Here is a 26,144-nt window from a genome sequence, read left to right as displayed (position 1 = left end):
GCACAGGGGCGCTTAACGCGCCACTAACGAACCCTGGAGAGATTGATGAACCTTCGCACCTCCGCAGTGCGGCTGGGCCTGTTGCCCGCCGGTATTGCGATCGCGTTGACGCCGGCTTTTGCCGCCGCACAAGAGTCGACCACCACGCTTGATCGTATCGAGATCACCGGCTCGCGCATTCGCAGCGCCGACGTCGAAACGCAGCAGCCGATCTTGACGCTTGACCGTCAAGCGCTGGAAAAGCAGGGCCTGACGTCTGTTGCCGATGTGCTGCAGAACCTGACCTCCGCCGGCTCCCCGGCCATCTCGCGCGCTGACGCGCTGTCGTCCGGCGAAGACGTTGGCGGTTACTACGTCGACCTGCGTAACCTCGGCGCGCAGCGTACGTTGGTGCTGGTGAACGGTAAGCGTCTGGGTGCGTCGACCTCCGGTCTGCAGGATCTCAGCCAGATTCCGATGTCGGCCATCGAGCGTATTGAAGTGCTGAAGGACGGCGCCTCGTCCATCTACGGCTCCGACGCGATCGCCGGTGTGGTCAACGTGATCACGCGTAAGCGTTTCGACGGCGCTGAAGCCAGCGTGCAGTTCGGCCAGTTCGGCCAGGGCGACGGCGACACCACGCAGTACTCCTTCACTGTTGGCTCGCAGGGCGAGCGCGGTGGCGTGACGCTGTCTGCCGAATATTCCAAGCAGGACCCGGTGTTCGCCAAGAACCGTTGGTTCAGCCGCGATGGTTCGCGTGGTCCCAACTCGACCCCGAACAGCTGGAGCCCGATCAGTCAGAACGGCTCGTGGTGCAATCCGCTGCAGGTCGATTGCGATGATCCGGACACCGCGGTGTGGCAGACGCTCAATGCCGGCGGCAACCCGAACAACCCGGCCGACTATCACCCGATCACGCCGGCCGAGTACGCCAACTCGAACCAGCAGATGATGGTGCAGACCGGTATCGAGCGGAAGTCGGTCTTTGCGAACGTCAACTACGACGTTGCCGATGCCATCACCTTCAACGCCGATATTGCCTACAACGAGCGCACCACCGACGGGCAGATCGCGGGCTACCCGTATCAGTCCGGTTCGTTCGGCACTCCACTGGAAGGCAGCAGCGCGTTCAATCCGATCGGCCAGGATGTCGACTTCCGTCGTCGTCTGTGGGAAGTGCCGCGCGCCAGCGAAAACCAGCTCAAGACCCTGCGCTTCGCGCCGACCTTGAGTGGCTACTTCGACATCGGCGGCAAGACCTGGGACTGGGATGTGGGTGCGTTGTGGAACCGCAACGAGAACACCAAGCGCAGCCGTGGCGACATGAGCCTGATCGCGTCGCGTCAGGCGCTGGGCCCGTCCTTCATCAACGGCCAGGGCGTTGCGCAGTGCGGTACCGCTGCAGACCCGATCTCGCTTTCGGCCTGCCGTCCGTGGAACCCGCTGCTGCCGTACAACGTCGCAGGTCAGGGCTCGCTTGCCGACCCGGCGCTGCAGGAATTCCTGTTCCCGACCTTCACCGATACCGGTCTGACCAAGACCACCAGCTTCACCGCAAACCTGTCCGGTTCGGTGGTCGAGCTGCCGGCTGGCGATCTGGGCGTTGCGGTGGGCTACGAACACCGCAAGGAAGAAGGTCGCTTCTCTCCAGATGCGTTTGCGCAGTCGGGCGAAAGCACCGGCCTGGGTGCCAAGACCACGCAGGGCCAGTACTCGCTGGACGAGGTTTACCTCGAATTGAATGTTCCGCTCCTGAGCGATGTCGCCTTCGCCAAGGAACTGACCTTCAACGCTGCAACGCGTTATTCGGACTACAGCAACTTCGGTAACACGCTGAACTCGAAGTTCGGCCTGACCTGGCGTCCGCTGGAAGACCTGCTGGTGCGTGCGACGTATGCGGAAGGTTTCCGTGCGCCGACCATCAGCGACCTGTACGGTGGCCTGAGCAGCAGCTTCGAGTCTTACATCGATCCTTGCGGCGTCGGCGCCCCCAACAGCGTCAACGGCAACGCGGCCTGCACCAACGCCGGCGTGCCGCTGGGCTACACCCAGCTCGGCCAGGGCTTCGTGCCTTGCACGACCTATCCGTGCCAGACGCCTGATGAATTCATCAGCGGCGCCAACCCGAACCTGAAGCCGGAAACCTCCACCAGCAAGACCGCCGGTCTGGTCTGGAGCCCGCGTTGGGTGCAGGGTCTGGACATCTCGCTGGATTGGTACCGCTACGAGATCAACGACATGATCATCGCCGATAGCGTCGACCGCATCCTGCGCGACTGCTATGTGCTCGGCAATTCGGAACGTTGCGCCAATGTCACGCGCGCAGCCGATGGTCATATCTCGGCGATGAGCTACGGCGTGGCCAATCTCGGTCAGATGGAAACCGAAGGCTACGACCTGGGTGTGAAGTACCGCCTGCCGGAAACGGCCATCGGTTCCTTCACCTTCGACTGGCAGACCAGCTACGTCAGCAAGTACGACGAAGCCGGCCAGGACAGCGCAGGCAACGCCATCATGATTGGCCGTGTCGGCGAGCCGGGCATCTTCCGCGTGCGTTCGAACGTTGGCGTGAACTGGTCGCTGGGTGATTTCGGCGTCAACTACACCCTGCGTTACTACTCGGGCATGAAGGAAAGCTGCATCACGCTGGCCGAAGGCTATTGCGATGCGCCGGACCATATCGCCAACGGCGAGTCCGACCCGCTGCGTCACACCGGCGCCAACACCTTCCACGACCTGCAGGTCAACTGGAAGGCGCCGTGGGATGCAACGATCGCACTCGGCGCGAACAATGTGTTCGATCACCGCGGTCCGCTGCAGTATTCGGCACCGAACAGCAGCTTTGCCTACTACGGCGGCTTCGAAATCGGTCGTTTCATGTACATGAAGTACACCCAGCGCTTCTGATCCATCGACGCGCGTAGTGAATGAAAGACGGGCCGCAAGGCCCGTCTTTTTTTATTTGCAATGCGCTGTTGCGATGAGGGGGCCGCGAACGCAACGCGTGATTCGGACGCAAAGCAGCCGTTGCGCGGCTCATGCGGTGTGCATTCCCGCAAAGAACGCACGCACGACGTGGACGTTGCCGAGCGATGCGGCTCGAAAAGAACTGCAGTCTTTATGCGCGTGCAGCTGCCGCAACGCTCGAGCGCATTGCCTGCCCGTGGTGCGGTGCGCATCGGGTGAGTGACGTGACACATCGCCCCAGCGCAAGGTTTGACATGCGCGGCGCTGGCGCAACGGCCCCATGCAGCGGGGGCGAAGAAACGGCATAAAAAAACGCGGCCTTGGCCGCGCTTCTTTCCGGATGCCGCATGCGAGTAACTTACGCCTCGGCAAGCCCCAGCAACGTGTCGGCCTGTTCGCGCCAGCTCGGCAGGCGGGCGATGACGCCAACCTTGGTCAGGTACTCTTCGTCCACGCTTTCGCCGCTGGCCAATGCCGTGGCGACATGCACGGCACCGGTGACCCAGAAGCTGCGCATGCTGGAACGCAGCGGATGGCGATGGAAAGCCACCGCTTCGATGATGGGCATCGGCAAGCCCCACAGACCGAGCAGGTAGGCGCCGGCTTCGGTGTGACCCAGGCGTTCGTCGCCGCCTTCGGCCGGCGGTTCGCGCTCATCGCGCACGCCCGGCAGCAGCAGGCCGATATCGGCCAGCAATGCAGCGGTGGAACCGAGTTCTGCGCTGGTCGGCGGAAGCACCTTGGCCGCCAGGCGCGACGAGAGCAGGGCGCGGCGCTGCATCGCATTGCGCTCGGCCGGTGTGAGCGTCTGGACCGAAAACACTTCGCTGGCCAGCACCAGGTCGCGCAGCGTCGCCACGCCCAGGCGGGTCACCGCCGTGCGCAGGTCGGTGATGCTGCGGCCACCGGAAAAGAACGCCGAATTGCACAATTGCAGCACTTTCGCCGCGATCGCCGGGTCGCCGGCGATCAGCTTGGCGATATCGGCCGCATCGGCGCCGTCGTCCTCTTCCAGCGCATGCATCAGGCTCAGGTACAAATGCGGAGGCGAGGGGAGCTTTTCGATCCGCCCAATCGCCGCGCGCAGGCGCGGATTGCTGAGCAGCTCGCGTAGTTCTTCCAGGCTGGTGACCGCTTCGAGCAGCACTTCGGGTGCCAGCGGCATCGGCAAGAAGCGATGCGCTACGCCGATGATGCGGGCCGGCGGCGTGCGCTGGCCGCCTTGCGCATCGATCAGCGCGATACGAATGGTGTCCGGGCGCAGCGTGCGGATTTGCCCCAGCAAGGTGGCGGCAGTCAGGTCCGGCAGCACCGGCGCAACGATGACGGCGTCGAACGGCGACAGCGCGGCAGCTTCGATCGCCGAATTGCCATCGGCCACCTGCTGCGCCTGCCACTGGTCGCCCAGGTCGGCGACGTAGGCGACAAGGTCGGACGGAAGACTGGCTTCGTCCCCAACAAACAGAATACGCAAGACACTTCCCCAGAAGTCACCGGTGACAGACACCGGCCAAACGCTTTCGGCAATGTACCCAATCTGCCGACTGCGGTCACCGGGATCACGCCAGAAGCGTGATCCCGATCGCCCCCTACACGCAGGGCAGCATCACCATCGATGGATCAGGGTGCGTCGGAATTGTAGCGTTCCACCGCCTCGGTCAGGATGCGCTTGGCCTCGGCCGCGCCGCCCCAGCCATCCAGCTTGACCCACTTGCCCTTCTCCAAGTCCTTGTAATGCTCGAAGAAGTGGCCGATGCGCTCCATCCAGTGGCTGGACACCTGGTTGATGTCTTCGATGTGCGCGTAACCGGAGAAGATCTTCTCGATCGGCACAGCCAGGATCTTTTCGTCGCTGCCGGCCTCGTCGCTCATGCGCAGCACGCCCACCGGACGGCAGCGCACCACCGAACCCGGCACCAAAGGCAACGGCAGCACCACCAGCACGTCGGCCGGGTCGCCATCGCCGCACAGGGTGTTGGGTACGTAGCCATAGTTGCAGGGATAACGCATCGGGGTCGACAGGATGCGGTCGACGAAGATCGCCCCGCTGGCCTTGTCGACTTCGTACTTGACCGGCTCGGAATCCTTGGGGATCTCGATGACGACGTTGATTTCTTCCGGCAGGTTCTTGCCAGAGGTGACCAGTTCAAGGCCCATGCGGGTAGCTCCGAGGCGTCAGCAGTGTGTGGAGCGCGATTCTACGCGTTCGGCTGTTGCGCTGCAGCGACACTGAATGGGCAATCTCCTGACCGCTGCGTGCGGCATAGCCCGTGTTCATCACGGGTGGCTGGCTGATCGTCGCGGCCCGGCCGGCGGCGCACGCTGCAGGCTCATCCACCGCATAGGAAGTGCCCATGTCCAGGCTTGCGCGTTTGCTCGTTCTCTTGCTGCTGTCCCTTACCGCCCAGGTCGCCGTCGCCGGCACGCCTCCACCCACCTATGTGGATGCGGTGGACTGGCCCGCCAATGGCGAGGGCTGGGAGGCGTTCATCGATCTGGAGCAGCGGCTGGACCGCGATTTCGACAATATCTGCGGCGACACCTTTTGTGGCGGCGACTTCAGCGACTACCAGCCGCTGCGCTTCCGCTGCTCGGTGCATCGCGTCACCGGCGTGGTGCGGAGCTGCATCTGGACCTTCGGCGCCAGTGAGGTCAGCGTCGACCCGCGCAGCGGTTACCTGCGGTCGGACAGCCGGGTGTGGCGCTGCACGGCACCGTTGAAGGCCGGTACCCGCCTGGATGAGATGTATCGCACGCTTGCGGTGGCCAATCCGCTGTTCAAGCCACTGCCGGGCGGCGCACCGCCGATCTATGACGGTTTGATCGGCTGCCTGTGATTGTTCGCCGGCGCGGGGCGGGCTTGCCGGCACAGGCCAGCCCCTTCTGCCTGGGGCGCCCATCTTCGCATCGACGACGGGCGCCGCCAGCAGGCGCCGGCGTGATGCCGATCCTGAGCTGGTAAGGGCAAATGACCCGGCCAGGCGACGTCCTTGGTGGCCCGGTTCCCATGCCCCAGCGTTGCCGCTTGCGGCAGTGACCGGTTCCGGCCTGCCGCGACTCGTCTAGTCGGTCGGCTGCTGCCCGTCGTCATGACCGCAGGCCACGCGACCTGCGGTCATTGCAGCGTTACAGAGCGTTACAGCAGGGGCACGAGCAATAACGCCACGATGTTGATGATCTTGATCAACGGGTTGATCGCCGGCCCCGCGGTGTCTTTATACGGGTCACCGACCGTGTCGCCGGTAATCGCAGCCTTGTGCGCCTCGCTGCCCTTCCCGCCGAAGTGGCCGTCCTCGATGTATTTCTTGGCGTTGTCCCACGCGCCGCCGCCCGTGGTCATCGAAATCGCCAGGAACAAGCCAGTGACGATCGTGCCGATCAACAAGCCACCCAACGCACGCGGCCCCAGTAGCAACCCGACAACGATCGGAACCACCACCGGCAGCAGCGAAGGCACGATCATTTCGCCAATCGCCGAGCGGGTCAGCATGTCGACGGCGCGGTCGTACTGCGGCTTGGCGGTGCCGGCCATGATGCCGGGAAGTTCGCGGAACTGGCGGCGCACTTCTTCCACCACGGCGCCCGCGGCGCGGCCGACCGCTTCCATCGCCATCGCGCCGAAGAGATACGGAATCAGCCCGCCAATCAGTAGCCCGATGATCACCGTGTGGTCGGATAGATCGAAGGCGTACACCTGGCCGGGATTGGCCGCCTGCAGGTTGTGCGTGTAGTCGGCAAACAGCACCAATGCAGCCAGCGCCGCCGATCCGATCGCGTAGCCCTTGGTGACTGCCTTGGTGGTGTTGCCTACCGCATCCAGCGGGTCGGTAATGTTGCGGACCTCGGGCGGGAGCTCGGCCATCTCGGCGATGCCGCCAGCGTTATCGGTAATCGGCCCATATGCATCCAGCGCAACGATCATGCCGGCCATCGACAGCATGGCCGTTGCTGCAATCGCAATGCCATACAAGCCGCCGAAATGAAACGCACCCCAGATCGCTGCGCAGACCGCGATCACCGGCAGCGCGGTAGATTTCATCGAAATACCGAGGCCTGCGATGATGTTGGTGCCGTGTCCGGTGGTGCTGGCCGATGCAACATGCTGCACCGGGGTGTAGTGCGTGCCGGTGTAGTACTCGGTAATCCACACGATCAGGCCGGTGAGCACCAAGCCGATCAATGCGCAGGCGTACAACGCCGCGGCGCCGTGGGTGTTGTCGCGCATCAGCGATTGGGTGATGGGCCAGTAGGCCAATGCCGCCAGTACGCCCGATACGATCACGCCTTTGTACAGCGCACCCATGATCGAACCGCCGTCCTTGACCTTGACGAAGGCCGCGCCCACGATCGAAGCAATGATCGATACCCCGCCGAGCACCAATGGATAGAGCACGGCATGTGAGCCGGTTTCGGCTAGCGTCAGGCTGCCGAGCAGCATCGTGGCGATCACGGTGACTGCGTAGGTTTCGAACAGATCTGCGGCCATGCCGGCGCAGTCGCCCACGTTGTCGCCGACATTGTCGGCAATCACCGCCGGGTTGCGTGGATCGTCCTCGGGAATACCGGCCTCGACCTTGCCGACAAGATCGGCGCCCACGTCCGCACCCTTGGTGAAAATGCCGCCACCCAGGCGCGCGAAGATCGAGATCAACGACGACCCGAACGCCAACCCCACGAGTGCGTGCAGGTTTTGCTCCAGTGGCAGCCCCATGCCTTGCAGCACGGCAAAGTAGCCGGCCACGCCAAGCAGCCCGAGGCCGACCACCAGCATGCCGGTGATCGCGCCGCCGCGAAACGCCACGTCCATCGCCTTGCCGATGCCATGCCGCGCGGCTTCGGCAGTGCGGACATTGGCACGTACCGAGACGTTCATGCCGATGTAGCCGGCTAACCCGGACAACACGGCACCCAATGCAAAGCCGATCGCGGTGTACCAACTCAGGAACAGCCCGACCAACACGAACAGCACTGCCCCAGCAACCGAAATGGTGAGGTATTGCCGGTTGAGATAGGCGCGCGCGCCTTCCTGGATCGCGGCGGCGATCTCCTGCATGCGTGCATTGCCGCTCGGCTGCGCGACCACCCAGCGCGCCGACACGATTCCATGGACGATTGCCAAGACCGCACAACCCAGCGCAAGCCACAACCCGTAGTGTTCCAGCATGACCCCTCCCAAGAGAATGGATGTCGTCCGGTCGGGACGAACCAAGGGCGATGCACACACCGAGTGGATTGACGAATACGGACTCGACGGCCGCCGGGCCGTAATGCGCGTCGCGAATGTTCAGGTGGCCGGATCGCGACCGAGTATGCGCCGCGCCTGGCATGGCGACCAGCATTACGGCTTTGGCGCGTCGTTCAGTTGCGGCATGACAGCCTGCGGCCAACGCGATTCGGTCGACCCAGGAGTGTCCATGTCCCACCATGCCGCGCAAAAATATGCCGCGATGCTCGCGACGCTGTTGCTGACGAGCCAAGCGTTTGCAGCCGATCCCACGCCCGAACTCAAGCCGCGCGCACCCGGCACCGCGCAAGCGGTCGGCGCCGTGCACACCTTGCGTCAGATCCCGGAAGCCTGCGCACGTCTGGAAGGCGTATTTACCGGAAATGCTGCACAGCCGTATACATTGTCGGTAGTCCGCAGCAGCCCCACCTGCCAGCCGCGTGCACGGTTCGTGGATTTCGCCAAGGCCGCGCCCAGTGTTGCCTCGGGCTGGATCTTCAACGATGTGATCCGCGTACCGAGCGCAGCCTGCCCGTCACAGCAAGCGGTCGTGCGCGTATGGCGCAAGCCGGTGGATGCGAAACCGCAACTCGATGGACAAGGCCAGTCGCGCATCTACTTGGAAGACGCCAAGCAGCAAGCCGCTGCCGGCAAGATTCCGCAGGTACCCATGTTCGCTGCGCAGATGACGGTGGAAGGCAAGGCGTGTCAGTAAGTCAGATGTTGCTCTGCATCCGCAACAACGAACCCCGGCCAGGCCGGGGTTCGTTTTCAGTACATGCACAAGTGGATCAGCAGTACATGCACAGGTGGATCAGTTACTTCGACAATCGCCTAGACCACGCGCTTTCATGATCCTGTCGTATGACCCACGCCTTCGGCGTCACATCCGTTAGTGCGCAGGCCACGCGTGTAAGTCGCCCGATCTGCCGCCACCTCGGCGGAGCGTTGAACATCGCTGTGCATCCCACGCGGCTTCGATCTCACCCCTCCCAAGCCGGCAGCTTCTTGGCCACCGCCACGTTCTTCAACGTCACATACTTCGGCAAGCCATCGCTGCCGTAGGCAAGCGGGGCTTCGCCCTTGATCAACGGGGCGAAATAGCGGCGGGCGCGTTCGGTGATGCCGAAGCCGTCCTTGCGCAGGAAGCTGGGCGGCATCTTCTTTTCGTGGTTGGCCACCTTGTGCAGGGGCGCGGGCACGATCTTCCAGCGGTATGGTGCGTCGCTGACGCGTTCGATCACCGGGATCACGGCGTTCATGCCCTTGAGTGCGTATTGCACGGCGGCCTTGCCGACCGCTTGCGCCTGTTCCCAGTCTGTCTTCGATGCGAGATGGCGCGCGGAGCGCTGCAGGTAATCGGGCAGCGTCCAGTGCACCTTGTAGCCGAGCTCCTGCTTGACCTGCGCGGCCAGGAACGCGGCCACGCCGCCGAGCTGCGCGTGGCCGAACGAGTCGGCCGCACCGCCGGCATCGGCGACGAACTTGCCGTGCGCGTCCTGGATGCCCTCGCTGGCCACCACCACGCACCAGCCGACCTTGTCCACCACCTGCTTCACCTTGGCCAGGAATGCAGTCTGATCAAAGGCGCGTTCGGGCAGCAGGATGATCTGCGGGGCGTCGTCCGGATCTTGCCCGGCCAGGCCTGCCGCTGCGGCCAGCCAACCGGCATGGCGGCCCATCGCCTCATAGATGAAGACCTTGGTGGAGGTGTCGGCCATGGCGGCGACATCCAGTGCGGCCTCGCGTACCGACACCGCGGTGTACTTGGCGGCCGAACCGAAGCCGGGGCAGGTATCGGTCACCGCCAGATCGTTGTCGATGGTCTTGGGCACGCCGATGCAGTGCAGTGGGTAGCCATAGGCCTTGGCCAGTTGCGAGACCTTCCAGGCGGTGTCGGCCGAGTCGTTGCCGCCGTTGTAGAGGAACCAGCGGACGTCGTGCGCGCGCAGCACCTCGAGCAGACGCTCGTACTTGGTGCTGTCTTCTTCCAGCGATTTGAGCTTGTAGCGGCACGAGCCGAATGCACCGCCGGGCGTCTGCGCCAGGGCGGCAATGGCGGCGGCGGACTCTTTGGAGGTGTCGATCAACTCCTCGCGCAAGGCGCCCAGGATGCCGTTGCGTGCGGCCAGCACCTTGATCTTGCGCGCGCGCGCTTCGGCGATGACGCCGGCTGCGGTGGCGTTGATGACGGCGGTGACGCCGCCGGATTGGGCATAGAGCAGGTTGCCAGTGGTCATAGGGGGACAGACTCCTCACATGGGAACATGGCGCAGGGGGACAGTGCCGGGACATTCCCCGGATGCGGTAAGCTGCACGACCATACGGTCAGCGCCGGCGAAGACGTGAGTCTAACGCCGCCCACCGCAACGCGTTTTTATTCGAAAGTGGAGTCCACTGATGCGATTGGTTCTATTGGGACCGCCCGGTTCGGGCAAGGGCACCCAGGCGACACGTCTCAAAGACACGTTTGATATTCCGCACATTTCCACCGGCGACCTGTTGCGCGCCGAAGTGGCCGCTGGCTCGCCGCTGGGGTTGAAGGCCAAGGAAGTGATGGCACGCGGCGACCTGGTGTCCGACGACATCCTGCTCGGCATGCTCGAGGCGCGCCTCGGCCAGGCCGATGTGGCCAAGGGTTTCATCCTGGATGGCTACCCGCGCAATGTGGCCCAGGCCAATGCGCTGGACGAGCTGCTCGGCAAGATCGGTCAGCCGCTGGATGCCGTGGTGCAGCTGGATGTGGCCAGCGAGCTGCTGGTCGAGCGCATCGCCGGTCGTGCCAAGGCCGAAGGCCGCGAAGACGACAACCCGGAGTCGGTGCGCAAGCGTCTGCAGGTCTATACCGATTCCACCGCACCGGTCATCGGCTTCTACGAGCAGCGCGGCAAGTTGGCGCGCGTGGACGGCGTGGGTTCGCTGGACGAAGTGCTGGAGCGCATCAGCAAGGCGCTCGGCCGCTGAGTCGGCAATGGGCGGCCGGGCGCAAGGCCCGGCCGTGGGCAGGCGCGGCGCCTGGCGGCGTTGCGTTCTGGCCATGATCGCCCGGACGGTGCCCCAAAAGAAAAACCCCGGACGTACAAGACGCCCGGGGCAGAATAACGCCAGTAGTAGGCTTGCTCAGAGCCCCGACAGCATGAGCTCCCTGGGGATTTGGCCTCTTGGGGAGTAGGACCAAAGGGATGCTGCGACTGGCGTTCAGCATAGTGAGGGATGTGATCGGGTTCGCACATCGGGAAATTCCCGACAGTACGGTAGGAAATTCCCGACACTTGGGCTTGCATTGGATCGGAATGTCCGGCAACTGCGACGATCGGCGACAATGGGCGGCATGAGCAAACTCCACATTCTCGGCATCGCCGGAACTTTCATGGGCGGTGTCGCCGCCCTGGCGCGTGAGCTGGGCTGGCAGGTGGAGGGCAGCGACCAGGCCATCTATCCACCGATGTCCACACAGCTGGAAACGCTGGGCATTGCGCTGGCGCAGGGCTATGCGCCGTCCAATATTTCGCCGGACGCGACTGAAGTTGTGGTCGGCAATGCCCTGTCGCGCGGCAACGCGGCGGTGGAGGCGGTATTGGATGCCGGCCGCCCGTATACCTCCGGCGCGCAATGGCTGGCCGAGCAGGTGCTGCCCGGCCGCGACACGCTGGCCGTGGCCGGCACCCACGGCAAGACCACTACCACCACCATCCTGAGCTACCTGCTGGAGGCGGCCGGGCGCGCGCCGGGGTTTCTGATCGGTGGCGTGGCCGAAGATTTCGGCGTGTCGGCGCGACTGGGCCAGGGGCGCGAATTCGTGGTGGAAGCCGACGAATACGACACTGCCTTTTTCGACAAGCGCAGCAAGTTCGTGCACTACCGGCCGTTGGTGGCAATCCTCAATAACCTGGAATACGACCACGCCGACATCTTCCCGGACGTGGCGGCCATCCAGCGTCAGTTCCACCATCTGGTGCGCACGGTGCCCGCGCGCGGTCGCCTGATCGTCAACGGCGAAGACGCGCATGTGGCCGAGGTGCTGGCGATGGGATGCTGGACGCCGGTGGAGCGGTTCGGGTTCGATACGTCGCTGGACTGGAGCGCGCGGTTGATCGCGGCCGATGGCAGCGCGTTTGCGGTGCTGCATCGTGGCGTGGAAATCGGCCAGGTGCGGTGGCCGCTGGTGGGGCGGCATAACGTCCTGAACGGGTTGGCGGCGCTGGCGGCAGTCAGAGCGGTAGGTGTGGACCCGGCGACAGTGATGCCGGCATTGGCGCAGTTCCAGAGCGTCAAGCGGCGATTGGAAGTCATCGGTAGCGCGCGCGCGATCACCGTGTACGACGACTTTGCGCACCACCCCACCGCCATCGCGACGACGTTGCAGGGGCTGCGTGCGAAGGTCGGTGCGGCGCGTGTTGTGGTGGCCATGGAGCCGCGCAGCAATTCGATGCGGCTGGGCGCGCATGCGCAGGCGCTGGCGCCGTCGTTGCACGATGCCGATGCAGTGGTGTTTCTGCATCGGCCGGAGCTGGCCTGGGACGCGGCACCGATCATTGCGCAGGTACGCGGCCAGGCACGCGTGGTGCAGGACGTGGATGCCCTGCTGCGCGCGCTGGGCGAGATTGCCCAGCCCGGCGACCATGTGGTGTTCATGTCCAACGGTGGCTTCGACGGTGCGCCGCGTCGCTTCCTGGCGCAGTTGTCCTGATGGTGCCGCTCATGCCTGCCGGCGAGACCAGCCCCCTGCCGCTGTTTCCGTTGCACAGCGTGTTGCTGCCCGGTGCGGCGATGGGCTTGCGCGTGTTCGAGCGACGCTATCTGGATCTGGTACGCGAGAGCGGCCGCAACGGCACCAGCTTCGGTGTCTGCCTGATTCTGGACGGCACCGAGGTTGGTGCGCCGGCAACGCCGGCTGCCTTCGGCACCGAGGTGCGTATCGAAGATTTCGATGTCGGGGCCGATGGCGTGCTGGTGCTGCGCTTGCGCGGTACGCGCCGCTTCCGTGTGCAGCGTTCGCGTATCCGCGACAACGGCCTGGTCGTCGGCCAGGTGAGCTGGTGCGAGCCCGACAGCGACGACGAATTGCGTCCCGAGCACAGCTTGCTGGCCACGGTGCTCGAGCGGATGCTCGAACAGGTGGGGGGTGAATTCGCTTCGGTGGGGCCGGGTTTGCTGGATCAAGCCGCCTGGGTCGGCTGGCGGTTGGCCGAGCTGTTGCCGCTGACCGAACAACAGCGTCTGTCCTTGCTGCAGCAGGACGATCCGCATCGGCGGCTGGATCAATTGCTCGCGTGGATGCCATAACGCGCCGACGCAATGGCGCAGGCGAGCCCATCACTGCACTTGCACCCATACAACGGCACACTCGCACCGCTTGAGTGCGCTGTCGATGGCAGCCACGCACTGGATGCGTGCACTGGCCGCACTCGCTATCGATCCACGGGAGTGAGCCTTGATCATCGATGTCAAACCGCGTGTAGCGGATGTGTTCAACCAGGTCTGGCGGACCCTGGCGGTGCTGTTCGTATGGGATGTGTTGATCACGATCATCTACTACGTGCTGCCGTTCCGCGCGCCGGCGTTGCCGCTGACCATCTTCGGCTCGGCGTTGGCGTTATTCCTGGGTTTTCGGGCCAATTCGACCTACCAACGCTGGTGGGAAGGGCGTGTGCTGTGGGGCCAGATGATCAACGCATCGCGCAACCTGGTGCGTTTGAGCGTGAGCATTCTGTCCGCGCCGGAAGCCGCAGCGCTCGGGCGCACGACCGCGCTACGCCAGATCGCCTACGTCAATACCTTGCGCTGCCAGTTGCGTCGATTGCCGGTTGCCACGGCATTGCAGCCGCGTCTGGACGCCGATGAGGTGACCACGGTGATCACCCGCACCAATGTGGCCAACGGCTTGCTCGACATCACCGGCCGCAGCGTGGAGCAGGCGCGGCGCGATGGCTGGATCGATAGCATCCAGCAGGCCAGCGTGGAGCGCATTCTGGTGGATATCGCCAACGCGCAGGGCGGCATGGAGCGCCTGAAAAATACCCCGTTGCCGTACCAATACCGTTTTTATCCGACGCTGTTTACGCGGCTGTTCTGCGTGCTGCTGCCGATCGGTCTGGTGGAGACGCTGCAATACGCCACGCCGGTCGGTTCGACCGTGGCTGGTTTGATGTTTTTGGCAGTGCTCAAGATCGGCGATGAGCTGGTGGACCCATTCGCCAACACCATCCACGACCTGCCGCTGGACAGCATGTGCCGCACGGTGGAAATCGATGCGCTGCAGGCGATTGGCGAACAGGCACCGGAGCCGATGCAGCCGGTGGATGGCGTGTTGTGGTGAGATATCGTGCGCTGGTTCAACGCGGCGTTTGCATATCCGAACGGCGCTGATCCCCGGTGCCCCAGTCGCTTTGAAAGGAGATTGAACGGCGCAGACAGTTGCAGAGCTGATGATCTGCGGCTTGGCTGCAGGGCCCTTGCCCCCCACCATCGCGGGACACGCTGCAAGGGCGTCCTTGCAAGCTCTTACGCGGCATCCATGCCGCGTACGGTCCCGCGACGGTGAGCGGGCAAGGACCAGTGAGATGGTGGGTGCGCAGAGTGTTCAAGCGATAGCAACCATGCGACGCAAGTAACCAGGCGGCGCACTGTTCTTTGCTCTTTGGTAGATCACCGACAACGTCCTGGTGCAGTGTCCTCGCCGCTTGCGGAACCGTGGGCGGCATGGATGCCGCCATCGAGCCCCCATGGATGGGTTCACGGCATGTCCCGCAAGCGGCGAGGGCACCGCGCGCTCGGCTAGCCAAGCGTTCACCCTGAAAATTCAGCAGCCTCAAGACGGCGCCAGCACGTCACCATCGAGACAGGGTTCAACGGCCGTTGCTGACATCCCACACCGACACGACCGCGCGATCGCCTGTTGCCTGATCGATCAACGGCGCCGTTGTGGCGGATCTGATACGGCAGGCTTGGACGCAGTGGTTTCCGTCTGCGGTGCAGCTTTGTCCTCGCCACGCACCGCACTGCCCGAGGTGCTGTCGATCAGGATCACCGGCACCTGCGAGCGACGACGCTGTTCCATGCGATGGGGTAGCGGGCCGAGCGCCTCGCGCAACGCGCTCAATGCAGGATCGACGCCGCGCAGCGGATACCACAGCCCGATCAGGCTGAAATGGCGGCTGTAGCGCAAGGTCTGGGTGCTGCCCACCCACAGCGGTTGTGCATCCGGCTGCAGGTGTGCGGCCGCCGGCCACAAGCGCAGCACATGCACGTGGCCGGGCGCGGCGCGGCGCACCATCAACAGGGCTTCGACCTGGGTATCCAGCGTGGCCGGGAGAATCGGTACTTCGTCCGGGCGGCCGCTGACATCGAGCAAGTGCAGCGCCTGTTCCCAGCCAGCCTGCGGCTGGACCCGCCAGCCGCGCGCCTGAAGCTGGCGCTGCAGCGGGGCGAGCGGGCCGGCCAATTGGACGTCCAGCGGCCAACGCTGATCGTCGTCGAATTCGTTGCGGCGTGCCGGCAGCAGGCGCCATTGGTCTTCCCACCACGCGTTTGCGGGCAACTCCATCAATGCCGGCGGCGGTGGTTCGAACTTGGCTAGCTTGATGTCGAGGTTGCGCGGCGCAAAATAAATTGCGCAGCTCACGAACACCCCGTAGAAGATCCACGACACCGGCTTGACCCAGAACGCGCGCGTGGCACGGCGGCGATAGGCAATGCCCAGCACCAGCAGCCAGAAGATGCCGAACAACATGCCGCCGATAACATCGCTGAGCCAGTGCGCACCGAGGTACAAACGTGCAAAACCGATCAGCGACACGATGGCGCCGCTGACCAGATACGGCCACACGCGGCGGCGGCCAGGCAACTCGCGTGCGATCAACAGCGCAAAAAACCCGAAGGCGATCGTGGCCATGGTGACCGCAACCGACGGAAAGCCGAAACCGCTGCTGGCCGCAGGCGGGCGCACTACCTGGACGGTGGCGCCAAGCAGCTGCGTGAGCGCCAGGCCGAAGGCCAGCGCGATCACCCAATGGGCCACGGCCATCCAGCGACGGCGCCAAGCCAGATAGCCCATCGCGGCGGCAATGGCCGGCAACAGCACCTGCCAGTCGCCCAACGAGGCCAGCGCCACCATCGGGTAGTCGGCCAAGGGGTTGCGCAGCGCCAGCATCAGGTCGTGCACGGCCAGGTCCACGCGCAGCGGCTCGCCATGCGCCAGCACCACCATCAGCAGCACAAACCAGCCCCAACCGAGCAGCAAGAGCATCAAGGCCATCATGGCCAGCGGCACCGATTCGCGACGGCGCGGATCGAAGACGCCGACCGACCAATTCCCCAGGACCGGATGCCGGTGCGACCACTCCAGCAGGCGCGCCAGCAAGGCATCCAGGTGACCGGCCGACCAGCGGTACGAATACAGCACCACCGCCCAGGCAAGCCCGATCACCGCCGCCAGCAATGCAACCACCACAAATAGCCGCCCGGCCACCGCGGCCACTGCGTCGTAGGCCGTGCCCAGCACCCAGCCAGGCACCAGGAACAACAACGCCCACGACACGCAGGCCAGGCCGCTGGCGACCAGATACCGTTTGAAGGGCATGTGCGACATGCCGGCAATCGCCGGCACGAACGGGCGCACTGCACCCACGTAGCGCGCAATCAGGATGCTCTTGAAGGCATTGCGCCGGAACAGCAGCTCGCCGCGCTCCAGCAATTGCGGGTAACGCCGGAATGGCCAGTAGGTGTGCAACTGATGGCCCCAGCGATGGCCGACCCAGAAGCTCAACGCATCGCCAACGAAGGCGCCCAGGGTGGCGCATACCACCGCATAGGGGCCGTTGATCTGCCCGAGCCCGATGAGCACGCCAATGGCGAACAGCAACGGCAACGCGGGCACGATGGCGCCCAGCACGATCACCGCATCACAAAATGCGATGCCAAAGATCACCACGCCAGCCAAGGTGGGGTGGTGTCCGATCCACTCCAGCGTGGCGTCGATCCATGAGTTCATCCCTGAATTATAGGTGGGCGCGGCGGTGCCTGACCTGCATCGTCCTCACATCGGGGGATCGGCTTCACCTGAGGTTGCAGCCCTGCAGCTGCCGCACGCGCGCATGCCATAGATGCGCGCGGCGAGACAGACCTGCCGCCTACAATGGGGGATGACTCACGACCCTGCAGCCAACCTGCCACTGAAGTCCGATACGTTCGGGCGCATCCTGCTGGTCCGCGATGGCGAACGCATGTTCGTGCGTCGCGACCTGAGCGTGGCGCCGTGGCTGTTGCGTGGCGTGGCCTGGTGGCTGGCACGCCGCGAAGCGCTGGCCTTGCGCCAGCTGGATGGCGTGCCGCGCACACCGCGGCTGCTGCACTGGGACGGGCGGCACCTGGACCGCAGTTATCTGGACGGCGCTGCGATGTACCAGCGCCCGCCGCGCGGCGATCTGGCCTACTTCCGCAGCGCACGCAGGCTGTTGCAGCAACTGCATCGCCGCGGCGTGGCCCACAACGATCTGGCCAAGGAAGCCAACTGGCTGGTGCAGGAGGACGGCAGCCCGGCGGTGATCGACTTCCAGCTGGCGGTGCGCGGCAACCCGCGCGCGCGCTGGATGCGTCTGCTTGCCCGCGAGGATCTGCGCCACCTGCTCAAACACAAGCGCATGTACTGCCCGGCCGCGCTGACCCCGGTGGAACGCCGCGTGCTCAAGCGCACTTCCTGGGTGCGCGAGCTGTGGTTCGCCACCGGCAAACCGGTCTACCGCTTCGTGACCCGCCGCGTGCTGCACTGGGAAGACAATGAAGGGCAGGGACCGAAGCCCTGAAGGGCTGGGAATCGGGAATCGGGAGTGGGAATCGGAAGAGCGCGTCGCGAGAGCTGTTTGTTCGTCGGTTGCGAGGTGTTCAAGGCGCTAAGCTTTTGCCATTCCCCATTCCCCATTCCCCATTCCCCATTCCCATGACGTTATCGGGCAAAACCCTGTTCATCACCGGCGCCTCGCGCGGAATCGGCTTGGCGATTGCGTTGCGGGCGGCGCGCGATGGGGCCAATGTGGCGATTGCGGCCAAGTCGGCGGTGGCCAATCCCAAGTTGCCCGGCACCATCCATAGCGCGGCCGCAGCGGTGACTGCGGCCGGTGGGCAGGCGCTGGCGCTCAAGTGCGATATCCGCGAAGAAGATCAGGTGCGCGCGGCGGTGGCGGCGACGGTCGATGCATTCGGCGGAATCGACATCCTGGTCAACAACGCCAGTGCGATCTGGTTGCGCGGCGCGCTGGACACGCCGATGAAACGCTTCGATCTGATGCAGCAGGTCAACGCGCGTGGCAGTTTTCTATGCGCGCAGGCGTGCCTGCCGCATCTGCTGCAGGCAGCCAATCCGCATATCCTCACGTTGGCCCCGCCGCCGTCGTTGAACCCGGCATGGTGGGGCGCGCATACCGGCTACACGCTGGCCAAGATGGGCATGAGCCTGGTCACCCTGGGGCTGGCGGCAGAATTCGGCCCGCAAGGCGTGGCGATCAATGCGTTGTGGCCGCGCACCGTGATCGCCACCGACGCGATCAACATGATTCCGGGTGTGGACGCAGCGGCCTGCCGCCGGCCGCAGATCATGGCCGACGCCGCGCATGCGGTGCTGACGCGCGCTGCGGCCGGGTTTCATGGGCACTTCCTGATTGATGACGAGGTGCTCGCGCAGGCCGGCATCACCGACTTGAGCGGTTATGCAGTGGATCCGTCGCATGCGTTATTGCCGGATCTGTTCCTGGACTGAGTCCGCCGACAACCGGGCGGTGGGATGTCGGCAGCGCAGTTGCTGTCCGCGAGGGGGCGTGCACAGCCGGCGCATGGCGGCCAGCATGCGTGCGACATACCGCCTTGCGCCGTCGGGCGTTACACGTCGCCGTCCCAGGCACGCTTGTGGCATGCACCAAAAGTTCACAGTCCGGTCTGCTACCGTGCGCGCCTGAAAACGCTTCCAACAAGGATGTTCGACGTGACTCTCAACGTCTCACGCTCACTCGGCCGCACGCCGGCTGGTGATGACACGCGCCAGGACGACAACGACGACCGATAGGCGAGGGCAAGCCTCCGTCAGCACCCTTGATGGTCGTGCTTGCGGTGAATCCGCAAGCCATGCCCCAGACACTTCTCATGGAAAGCCAGATGACTCATCGCCTTCGTTATGCGCCGCTGACTGCGGCGGTCGTCCTTGCCGCATTGCTTGCCGGCTGTCAGAAACACGCACCCGCCGCTGCGGTGGAGGGCGCCGACAAGATCAATGCCTACATCGCCTGCTTCAATGGTGTCGAGCAGCCGATCCATGAGAGTTACCAGACCTACATCGGCTGGATGCAAGACCCGCAGGCCGGCCCCACCGGCAAGGAACGCGGTATTCGTGCGCCAGGCACGGTGCTGTCGCATCGGGTCGAGGCATGCGGTGCGCCGATGACCGCAGCGTTGGCTCAGCAACCGGTCAACGCCGAGCTCGACCCGGCGGCCAAGACGTATCAGCAACGCTTCACCACGCTCAATGAGCGTATCGGGGAGGCGGTGCGCTATTACGACCGCGAGGATTATCTGCGCGACGACGGCAAGGGCATGCGGGCACTGCACGCACCGCTGATGCAAGCCTACGCCGCTTTCTTCGATGCCAGCGAAGCGATGAACGCAGCGTTGGAACACAACGAAGACACACGCCGCCAGGCGCAGATCGATGCGATCGAAAAAGCAGAGGGCCACAGCGCAGCGTGGTATCACTTGAAGATCATCGGCGAGGGCAAGCAGCTGGTGCAGGTGCTCGACAGCGACACGCCGGATCTTGCCGCAGCGCAAGCGCAATTGGCGCGCTACCAGCGCATTCTGGAAGATGCGCAGAAAGCCAAGGCAGGCCAGGGCGATGCGATGTGGGGCCACATGGAACGCGCTGCAGACAAGCTTGCGCGTGAATCGGGGCGCCTTGTCGAACGCATTCGCAGCAAGACCCCGCTGAGCAAGAGCGAGCAGATGCTGCTGGAAAGCGGTTCGATCCCGCCGGGTGGTACCCGTCAGGCAGTGCTTGCCAGCTACAACGATCTGATCGACATGAGTAACCGCATGTCGCAGTGACGCTGTGCACGCATCGCTGCGGAATCCTGCGAGTGCCTTGAACCGCTGATCGTGTGGGTGACGTCGTCGTTGTTCTACGAACGACAGTCGCGCATCAGCGCTCCGCACGCCTGCAACCGTCCCGCAGCCGAGCTACGGCACACTGCCCTGCGATCGACTTCGCGCGCAGTGCCAAGGTGTCCGGCGGCGGCCCCGGTGCCGGCATGCAGGTCCGCCACAGGCCGCCTCACGCAAGGACTATGGCCGCTTGGCAATTGCGAGGCCATCTTGGCCTGGTCCCAGTCCGCAGCTCTGCATCAGCCATTGGACACCTCCGCCAGCGGCTCGGCACATTGGCGGCAATAGCGTGCGTCGGCCGCGTGGCCTTCCAGCCCGCAGCGGGCGCAGTTGCGCGCGTCGCGTTTGCCGGTATGGCCTCCTTCGCGCAACGAGCTGGCCAGTTCGGCGGTATAGATGCCGGTGGGCACGGCGATGATGCTGTAGCCGATCAGGATCAGGGCCGAGGTGACGAAACGGCCTAGCGTGGTCTGCGGCACCAGATCGCCGAAGCCCACCGTGGCCATGGTGACGATGGCCCAGTACATGCTGGTGGGGATGCTGGTAAAGCCGTGCTGCGGGCCTTCGATGATGTACATCGTGGCGCCGGCGATCACGGTGATGGTGAGCACGGTGAACAGGAACACCAACACCTTGCGACGGCTACGCCACAGCGCATCCAGCAATTGCCCGCTTTCTTCGATGTAGCGGGTGAGTTTGAGAATGCGGAACAGCCGCAGGATGCGCAGCACGCGCACCACCAGCAGCGTCTGCGCGCCGGGCACGAAGAACGACAGATAGCTGGGCAGGATGGACAGCAGATCGATCACGCCCCACACGCTCAGTGCGTAATGCAGCGGGCGCCGCACCACGGCCAGACGCAACGCGTATTCGATGGTGAAGATCACCGTGAACGCCCATTCCAGCGGTACCAGCCAGTCCGCGGCATGCGAATGGATGCGCGGCACGCTGTCGATCATGATCACCACCACGCTCGCCAGGATCGCGACCACCAGCATCAGGTCGAAATTGCGCGAGGGGCGGGTGTCGTGGCGGTAAATGATGTCGAACCACTGCCGGCGCCAGCCATCGTCGGTGGCGGCAGTGAGTTGCGGATCGGAGAAAGGGCGCATGCGTCCATTGTGCCGCAGGCCGGCGAATGCGCGAGAATGCCGCTTCTCCCTCCGCTTCTGCGACCCATCCTCATGAGCACCGCTGCCGATTCGCCCCTGTCCCTCGCGCATTACTACCTGCCGGTGTATCGCCCGCGCCAGGTGGTGCTGGAGCGCGGCCAGGGCAGCCGCGTGTGGGACGATGCCGGGCGCGAATATCTGGATCTGTCGTCGGGCATTGCGGTGAGCGGGCTCGGCCATAACGATCCCGACCTGGTGGCTGCGCTCACCGAGCAGGCCGGCAAGCTGTGGCACACCAGTAACGTGTTTTTCAGCGCGCCGCCGCTGAAACTGGCCGAGGAACTGGTGAACGCCTCGCGCTTCGCGCACAAGGTGTTCCTGTGCAATTCCGGCACCGAGGCCAACGAGGCGGCGATCAAGCTGGTGCGCAAGTGGGCCAGCAGCCAGGGCCGTCCGGCCGACAAGCGCGTCATCGTCACCTTCCGCGGCAGTTTTCATGGCCGCACGCTGGCATCGGTCACCGCCACTGCGCAGCCCAAGTACCAGGAAGGCTACGAGCCGCTGCCGGGTGGATTTCGCTATGTGGATTTCAACGACGTCGCGGCGCTGGAAGCGGCGATGGCCGGCGGCGATGTGGCTGCGGTGATGGTCGAGCCGATCCAGGGCGAGGGCGGGGTGATGCCGGCCGCGCCGGGCTTCCTGAGCCGGGTGCGCGCGCTGTGCGACCAGCACGATGCGCTGCTGGTGCTGGACGAAATTCAATGTGGCATGGGCCGCACCGGCACGCTGTTCGCGCATTGGCAGGAACAGGTGACGCCGGACATCGTGACCCTGGCCAAGGCGCTCGGCGGCGGTTTCCCGATCGGCGCGATGCTGGCCGGGCCCAAGGTGGCCGAAACCATGCAGTTCGGCGCGCACGGCACCACCTTCGGCGGCAACCCGCTGGCCGCGGCGGTGGCGCGCGTGGCGCTGCGCAAGCTGGCTTCGCCGCAGATCGCCGAGAACGTGGTGCGGCAATCGGCGGCATTGCGCGCCGGTCTGGAAGCGCTCAATGCCGAGTTCGGCCTGTTTGCGCAGATTCGTGGGCGTGGCTTGATGCTGGGCGCGGTACTGGCTCCTGCGCACGCGGGGCAGGCCGGGGCGATCCTCGACCTGGCGGCCACGCATGGCTTGCTGCTGCTGCAGGCCGGCCCGGATGTATTGCGCTTCGTGCCGGCACTGAATCTGACCGATGCCGAACTGGCCGATGGCCTGGCGCGCTTGCGGCTGGCCATTGCCGAGTATGTCGAGAAGCCCTGACGCCTGGCCATGCTGGCGCGCCCTCTGGCCGGCACCGTGCCGGCTGGCAGGGTGTTGGAGATGAGTGGTGTGTGGCATGTAGCGTGCTGACGCAGTGCCCGGTCTTTTCCTTGCCCGGATGGGATGGCTGTCTTCCACCGTACCTTCACCCCCAACCCCTCCCCCGACGGGAGGGGCTTGGTTTCATGCAAGTCCGTACCGCTTCAGCACCCGCCGCAATCCGCGGGCGTCGCGTACGGTGTCGGCATGCAGGCCGGCCGCGCGTGCGCCGCGCACGTTGACGAATAGGTCGTCGACAAACAACGTGCCTTCGGCGCGTTGCTCCAGTTGTGCAAGCGCGCGCCGATAGACCGGCACATCCGGTTTGCGGCCGCCCAGTGCGCCGCTGCACAGCACGCGGCCCTGCAACAACGGAAAGAGCGATGGCACGATCCGCTCGATCGCTTCTTGCATCAACGGGCCGTTATTGGTGAGCACCGCCACCGCCGTGGTCGTCGACACCGCCAGCACCTGTGTCACCACCGACGGGTCGGCGCGACAGGCCGCTACGCGCGCATCGATCCAGGTCGCGCGATCGATCGGCTGCCCCAGCCCTTCGCTCAAACGCGCCAGATACGCCTGCGTGTCGATCGCGCCAGCATCGTAGGCGCGCTCCAGGCCTTGCACGAACAGCACCTCCTGCACGCGCTGCGGTGAGCAACGCGCCGCTGCTGCAAGCGCGGCCAGGCGCCGTGGCCGCGCGTAGTGCGCAAGCACGCCGTCGAAATCCAGCAACAGCAGCGATGGTGGTGCGGGCGACATGTGAGTGCTCGTACGGTGGCTGCGCAGCGTTGTCGATTCGGCGCGGCATGGCAAGCGCGCAAGACCTGCAATGCAGGATCTCCGCGCAGGTAGGTGGTGTCGCTACCTATTCAGAGTTTTGAATTCGGTAGCGACCTACCCGCCTGCACAGACCCCACCCGCCGCACCGTGATTGCCGAGCAAGCGTGCTGGTTATGGTCACTGCACGCCGCATCCGCGGTCTCAGCCGGTCTCGGGGGAGCGCCCGGTCACTCAGCACGCCACACGTCTCCAGGGGTTGATTGCATGCCAAAGTGCTTGAACACCGATCAATTGGCGGCCTCGGTCGCCGACATCCTCGCCACCGCCCGCCCGCGCCACGCGCTGGCGTCAATGACCTTGTTGCTGGCCGGTGCGCAGGCCTTGCCTGCACTGGCGCAAGACGCACGCACGCTCGATGCGGTCAGCGTGGTGGGGACCGGTTCCACGCGCACCACCGCGTCCATCTCGGTGGACGAGATCCAGGCGCAGGTGCCCGGCGTTGCGCCGCAGCAGCTGTTGGCCAGCCTGCCCGGCGTAAACGTGCAGACCACCGACCCGTTCGGGCTGTATGAGTTCGGTGATTCGATGACCATCCGCGGGTTTTCCGCCAACCAGATCGGCGTGACCCTGGACGGCATTCCGATCGAAACCTTCGACACCCGCGAAGGCGGGCCGATTACGCGGTACGTGTCCAGCGAAAATCTGCTTGATGTCACCGTGTCGGCCGGCTCGGGCGACGTCACCCAGCCGTCGTATCACGCGTTGGGCGGTGCGATCCGTTACACCAGCCTGCCACCGAAGGGCGGCGACAGCTGGAGCGGCAATCTCACCCAGACGATTGGTTCGAACGATCTGGTGCGCAGCTTCGTGCGCCTGGATACCCCGGACTGGTGGGAGGGCGGCCCCAGTGCGTATCTGTCTGCCTCGCGCACGCAAGGCGGGGTGTGGGACATGGAGCCGGCCACGCAGAAGAGCGACCACTTCGAAACCAAGATTCGCCAGGCCTGGGATGCAGGCAGCCTGACGCTGGGCTGGATCTACAACAACCGCAAGGACTACGACGTGCAGTCGTACAACTCCGATGGTTCGGTGTCCTGGGATCTGCACGAGCGCATCACCGGCAACCCGGAAGTGGATGCCGAGCATTACAGCGAATGGCAGAACGGGCGACGCGACTCGCTGCTGAGCCTGCACGGCGATTTTCTGTTCAACGATGCAATCGGCTTCACCTTTACCGGCTATTACGAAAACAAGCATGGGTATGGCGTCGGCGGCACTCCGCCGAGCACGGCGACAGGTCTGTACAACGATGCCATCGCCGGCACGCCGGGGCGCACCGATATCGCCATCAACGACCCGCAGATCGTCGACGCCAGCGGCAATGTCACCCATGTCGGTGCGATGACGCGGCGCGAAGAAATCATGGGCGGCGATCGCTATGGCCTCACCACGGCGGTGGCGTGGGAGACCGAGCACAACAAACTCGAAGTCGGTGCGTGGTACGAGAACTACGATTTCGATCAGGTGCGCCCGCTGTACAACCTGGACCCGGCCACCGGCGCATTGCTCAAAAGCGCGCTGCCGATCGTGATCTATTACGACAACCACTTCTCCACCGAAGTGAAGCAGCTCTACATCAAGGACACACTCCGCCTGCTCGAGGGCCGGCTTACGATGGAATTCGGCGCCAAGGGGCTCGATGTCAAACGCGACTACAACGGCATCGCCAATCTCGACGATTTCAACGCTGGCGTGCGGCGCGATGTCTCCATCAAGAACAGCGATTGGTTCCAGCCGCAGGTGGGCGCCAGCTTCCAGCTCGCCGACGGGGTGCAGGTGTTCGCCAACTACGCAGAGAACTTCAGCTCGGCGCCGCGGCTGGCACTGACCTCCGGTGCCTTCAATCCGGATATCGCACCGGAAGAATCCACCAACATCGATATCGGCATCCGCGCCGAATCCACGCAGTGGAGCGGCTATCTGGCCGCCTACAGGATCGATTACGAAAACCGCATCATCGCGCTCACAGACCCGGACCCGCTGGTGGTTGCACCGACCGTCTACGCCAACGTCGGCGACGTACAGACCTATGGCGCGGAAGTCTCGGGCATGTGGAAACCGGCGCCAGGCTGGCGGTTGGGCGCATCGCTGACCTGGAACACATCCGAATTCCAGGACAACTATTTCGGTACGGTCAGCGGCAACCTGGTGCAGGTGAAAGGCAACGAGGTGCCGGACGCGCCGAAGGTGATGTTCAGCGTCAACGGCGGTTGGGAAGGCACGCATTTCTTTGCCAACCTCGATACCAAGTACACCGGCAAGCGCTACGGCGACACGCTCAACACCGATCGGGTGGATGCCACCTTCATCGTCAACGGCAGCGTCGGGTATCAGGGCGAGGACAGCGGGTTTCTTGCCGGCGGCCGGCTGCAGTTGTCGGTCTACAACCTGTTCGACAAGGACGATGCGATCGGTGCGGTGTTTCCCAACGAAAGCTCCGGCTCGTATCAGTTGATCGCACCGCGCCAGCTGTTCGCGAGCCTGGCCTACACATTCTGAGGTGCAGCCGCGGCCGGCAGGGTTGCCGGCTGCGT

The 26,144-nt window shown here is 64.7% G+C and carries 19 protein-coding genes; 12 read left to right on the top strand and 7 right to left on the bottom strand.

Annotated features, from left to right (window positions below; genetic code table 11):
* The first annotated feature begins 45 nt into the window (after positions 1-45).
* The gene (locus FLG15_RS17020) at positions 46-2,889 is read left to right on the top strand and encodes a TonB-dependent receptor plug domain-containing protein (RefSeq protein ID WP_017160076.1); all 2,844 of its coding nucleotides are present in this window, start codon (positions 46-48) and stop codon (positions 2,887-2,889) included.
* A 418-nt stretch (positions 2,890-3,307) separates the two neighbouring features.
* On the opposite strand, the gene FLG15_RS17015 is transcribed toward FLG15_RS17020, so the two are convergent.
* Together FLG15_RS17015 and ppa are read right to left on the bottom strand one after the other, a co-directional pair.
* The gene (locus FLG15_RS17015) at positions 3,308-4,456 is read right to left on the bottom strand and encodes an HDOD domain-containing protein (protein WP_017156829.1); all 1,149 of its coding nucleotides are present in this window, start codon (positions 4,454-4,456) and stop codon (positions 3,308-3,310) included.
* A gap of 113 nt (positions 4,457-4,569) precedes the next feature.
* Entirely contained in the window at positions 4,570-5,106 is a 537-nt protein-coding gene (gene ppa, locus FLG15_RS17010) for an inorganic diphosphatase (protein WP_017156830.1), read from the bottom strand.
* A 197-nt stretch (positions 5,107-5,303) separates the two neighbouring features.
* Here ppa and FLG15_RS17005 point away from each other — a divergent pair, with 197 nt between their 5' ends.
* On the top strand, positions 5,304-5,786 hold the full coding sequence (locus FLG15_RS17005; RefSeq protein ID WP_057679816.1) for a hypothetical protein: 483 nt from the start codon (positions 5,304-5,306) through the stop codon (positions 5,784-5,786).
* A 299-nt stretch (positions 5,787-6,085) separates the two neighbouring features.
* On the opposite strand, the gene FLG15_RS17000 is transcribed toward FLG15_RS17005, so the two are convergent.
* Complete coding sequence (locus FLG15_RS17000) at positions 6,086-8,113, bottom strand: sodium-translocating pyrophosphatase (RefSeq protein WP_150146852.1); 2,028 nt, start codon at positions 8,111-8,113, stop codon at positions 6,086-6,088.
* Between the two features lie 250 nt (positions 8,114-8,363).
* Between FLG15_RS17000 and FLG15_RS16995 the strand changes: the two genes are divergently transcribed.
* Positions 8,364-8,888 carry a hypothetical protein gene (locus tag FLG15_RS16995; protein WP_011348509.1) on the top strand — a complete coding sequence of 175 codons (525 nt, stop codon included), beginning with the start codon at positions 8,364-8,366 and terminating at the stop codon, positions 8,886-8,888.
* Positions 8,889-9,156: 268 nt separating this feature from the next.
* Here the strand turns inward: FLG15_RS16995 and FLG15_RS16990 are convergent, their stop codons facing one another.
* On the bottom strand, positions 9,157-10,413 hold the full coding sequence (locus FLG15_RS16990) for a 6-phosphofructokinase (RefSeq protein ID WP_057679818.1): 1,257 nt from the start codon (positions 10,411-10,413) through the stop codon (positions 9,157-9,159).
* 160 nt (positions 10,414-10,573) lie between these two features.
* Here FLG15_RS16990 and FLG15_RS16985 point away from each other — a divergent pair, with 160 nt between their 5' ends.
* From FLG15_RS16985 to FLG15_RS16970, 4 genes are all read left to right on the top strand, one after another.
* Positions 10,574-11,137, top strand: a complete 564-nt coding sequence (locus tag FLG15_RS16985; RefSeq protein ID WP_003483308.1) for an adenylate kinase — start codon at positions 10,574-10,576, stop codon at positions 11,135-11,137.
* Positions 11,138-11,495: 358 nt separating this feature from the next.
* Positions 11,496-12,863 (top strand): UDP-N-acetylmuramate:L-alanyl-gamma-D-glutamyl-meso-diaminopimelate ligase, encoded by a 1,368-nt coding sequence (gene mpl, locus FLG15_RS16980; RefSeq protein WP_170922378.1) that lies wholly within the window; start codon positions 11,496-11,498, stop codon positions 12,861-12,863.
* The gene (locus FLG15_RS16975; protein ID WP_057679819.1) at positions 12,863-13,459 is read left to right on the top strand and encodes an LON peptidase substrate-binding domain-containing protein; all 597 of its coding nucleotides are present in this window, start codon (positions 12,863-12,865) and stop codon (positions 13,457-13,459) included. Before mpl ends, FLG15_RS16975 begins: the two co-directional genes overlap by 1 nt.
* A gap of 148 nt (positions 13,460-13,607) precedes the next feature.
* A complete protein-coding gene (locus FLG15_RS16970) occupies positions 13,608-14,492 on the top strand; it encodes a bestrophin family protein (protein WP_057679820.1) in 885 nt (294 codons plus the stop codon).
* A 591-nt stretch (positions 14,493-15,083) separates the two neighbouring features.
* Here FLG15_RS16970 and FLG15_RS16965 read toward each other — a convergent pair.
* Positions 15,084-17,165, bottom strand: coding sequence for a bifunctional DedA family/phosphatase PAP2 family protein (locus tag FLG15_RS16965; protein ID WP_057679821.1), 2,082 nt, complete (start codon positions 17,163-17,165; stop codon positions 15,084-15,086).
* Between the two features lie 151 nt (positions 17,166-17,316).
* Here FLG15_RS16965 and FLG15_RS16960 point away from each other — a divergent pair, with 151 nt between their 5' ends.
* The 3 genes from FLG15_RS16960 to FLG15_RS16950 all read left to right on the top strand — a co-directional run bounded on the left by FLG15_RS16960 (position 17,317) and on the right by FLG15_RS16950 (position 20,260).
* Positions 17,317-17,976, top strand: coding sequence for a serine/threonine-protein kinase (locus FLG15_RS16960; protein ID WP_039572695.1), 660 nt, complete (start codon positions 17,317-17,319; stop codon positions 17,974-17,976).
* A gap of 134 nt (positions 17,977-18,110) precedes the next feature.
* On the top strand, positions 18,111-18,926 hold the full coding sequence (locus FLG15_RS16955) for an SDR family oxidoreductase (RefSeq protein ID WP_057687083.1): 816 nt from the start codon (positions 18,111-18,113) through the stop codon (positions 18,924-18,926).
* Between the two features lie 392 nt (positions 18,927-19,318).
* Positions 19,319-20,260: a YiiG family protein gene (locus FLG15_RS16950; RefSeq protein ID WP_237377039.1), complete on the top strand. Its 942-nt coding sequence runs from the start codon at positions 19,319-19,321 to the stop codon at positions 20,258-20,260.
* Between the two features lie 296 nt (positions 20,261-20,556).
* On the opposite strand, the gene FLG15_RS16945 is transcribed toward FLG15_RS16950, so the two are convergent.
* Positions 20,557-21,429 (bottom strand): ion transporter, encoded by an 873-nt coding sequence (locus tag FLG15_RS16945; RefSeq protein ID WP_057677964.1) that lies wholly within the window; start codon positions 21,427-21,429, stop codon positions 20,557-20,559.
* 72 nt (positions 21,430-21,501) lie between these two features.
* On the opposite strand from FLG15_RS16945, the gene FLG15_RS16940 reads away from it, so the two are divergent.
* The gene (locus FLG15_RS16940) at positions 21,502-22,728 is read left to right on the top strand and encodes an acetylornithine transaminase (protein ID WP_057677963.1); all 1,227 of its coding nucleotides are present in this window, start codon (positions 21,502-21,504) and stop codon (positions 22,726-22,728) included.
* A 183-nt stretch (positions 22,729-22,911) separates the two neighbouring features.
* Here the strand turns inward: FLG15_RS16940 and FLG15_RS16935 are convergent, their stop codons facing one another.
* A complete protein-coding gene (locus tag FLG15_RS16935) occupies positions 22,912-23,529 on the bottom strand; it encodes an HAD-IA family hydrolase (RefSeq protein ID WP_150146849.1) in 618 nt (205 codons plus the stop codon).
* 297 nt (positions 23,530-23,826) lie between these two features.
* On the opposite strand from FLG15_RS16935, the gene FLG15_RS16930 reads away from it, so the two are divergent.
* A complete protein-coding gene (locus tag FLG15_RS16930) occupies positions 23,827-26,109 on the top strand; it encodes a TonB-dependent receptor (RefSeq protein ID WP_057677961.1) in 2,283 nt (760 codons plus the stop codon).
* Positions 26,110-26,144 lie beyond the last annotated feature (35 nt).

The sequence above is a fragment of the Xanthomonas phaseoli pv. dieffenbachiae genome (assembly GCF_008639345.1).
In the GTDB taxonomy this organism is placed as follows: domain Bacteria; phylum Pseudomonadota; class Gammaproteobacteria; order Xanthomonadales; family Xanthomonadaceae; genus Xanthomonas; species Xanthomonas phaseoli.
Note: the sequence above shows the minus strand (reverse complement) of the source record. Positions and strands in the feature narration are given on the sequence as shown.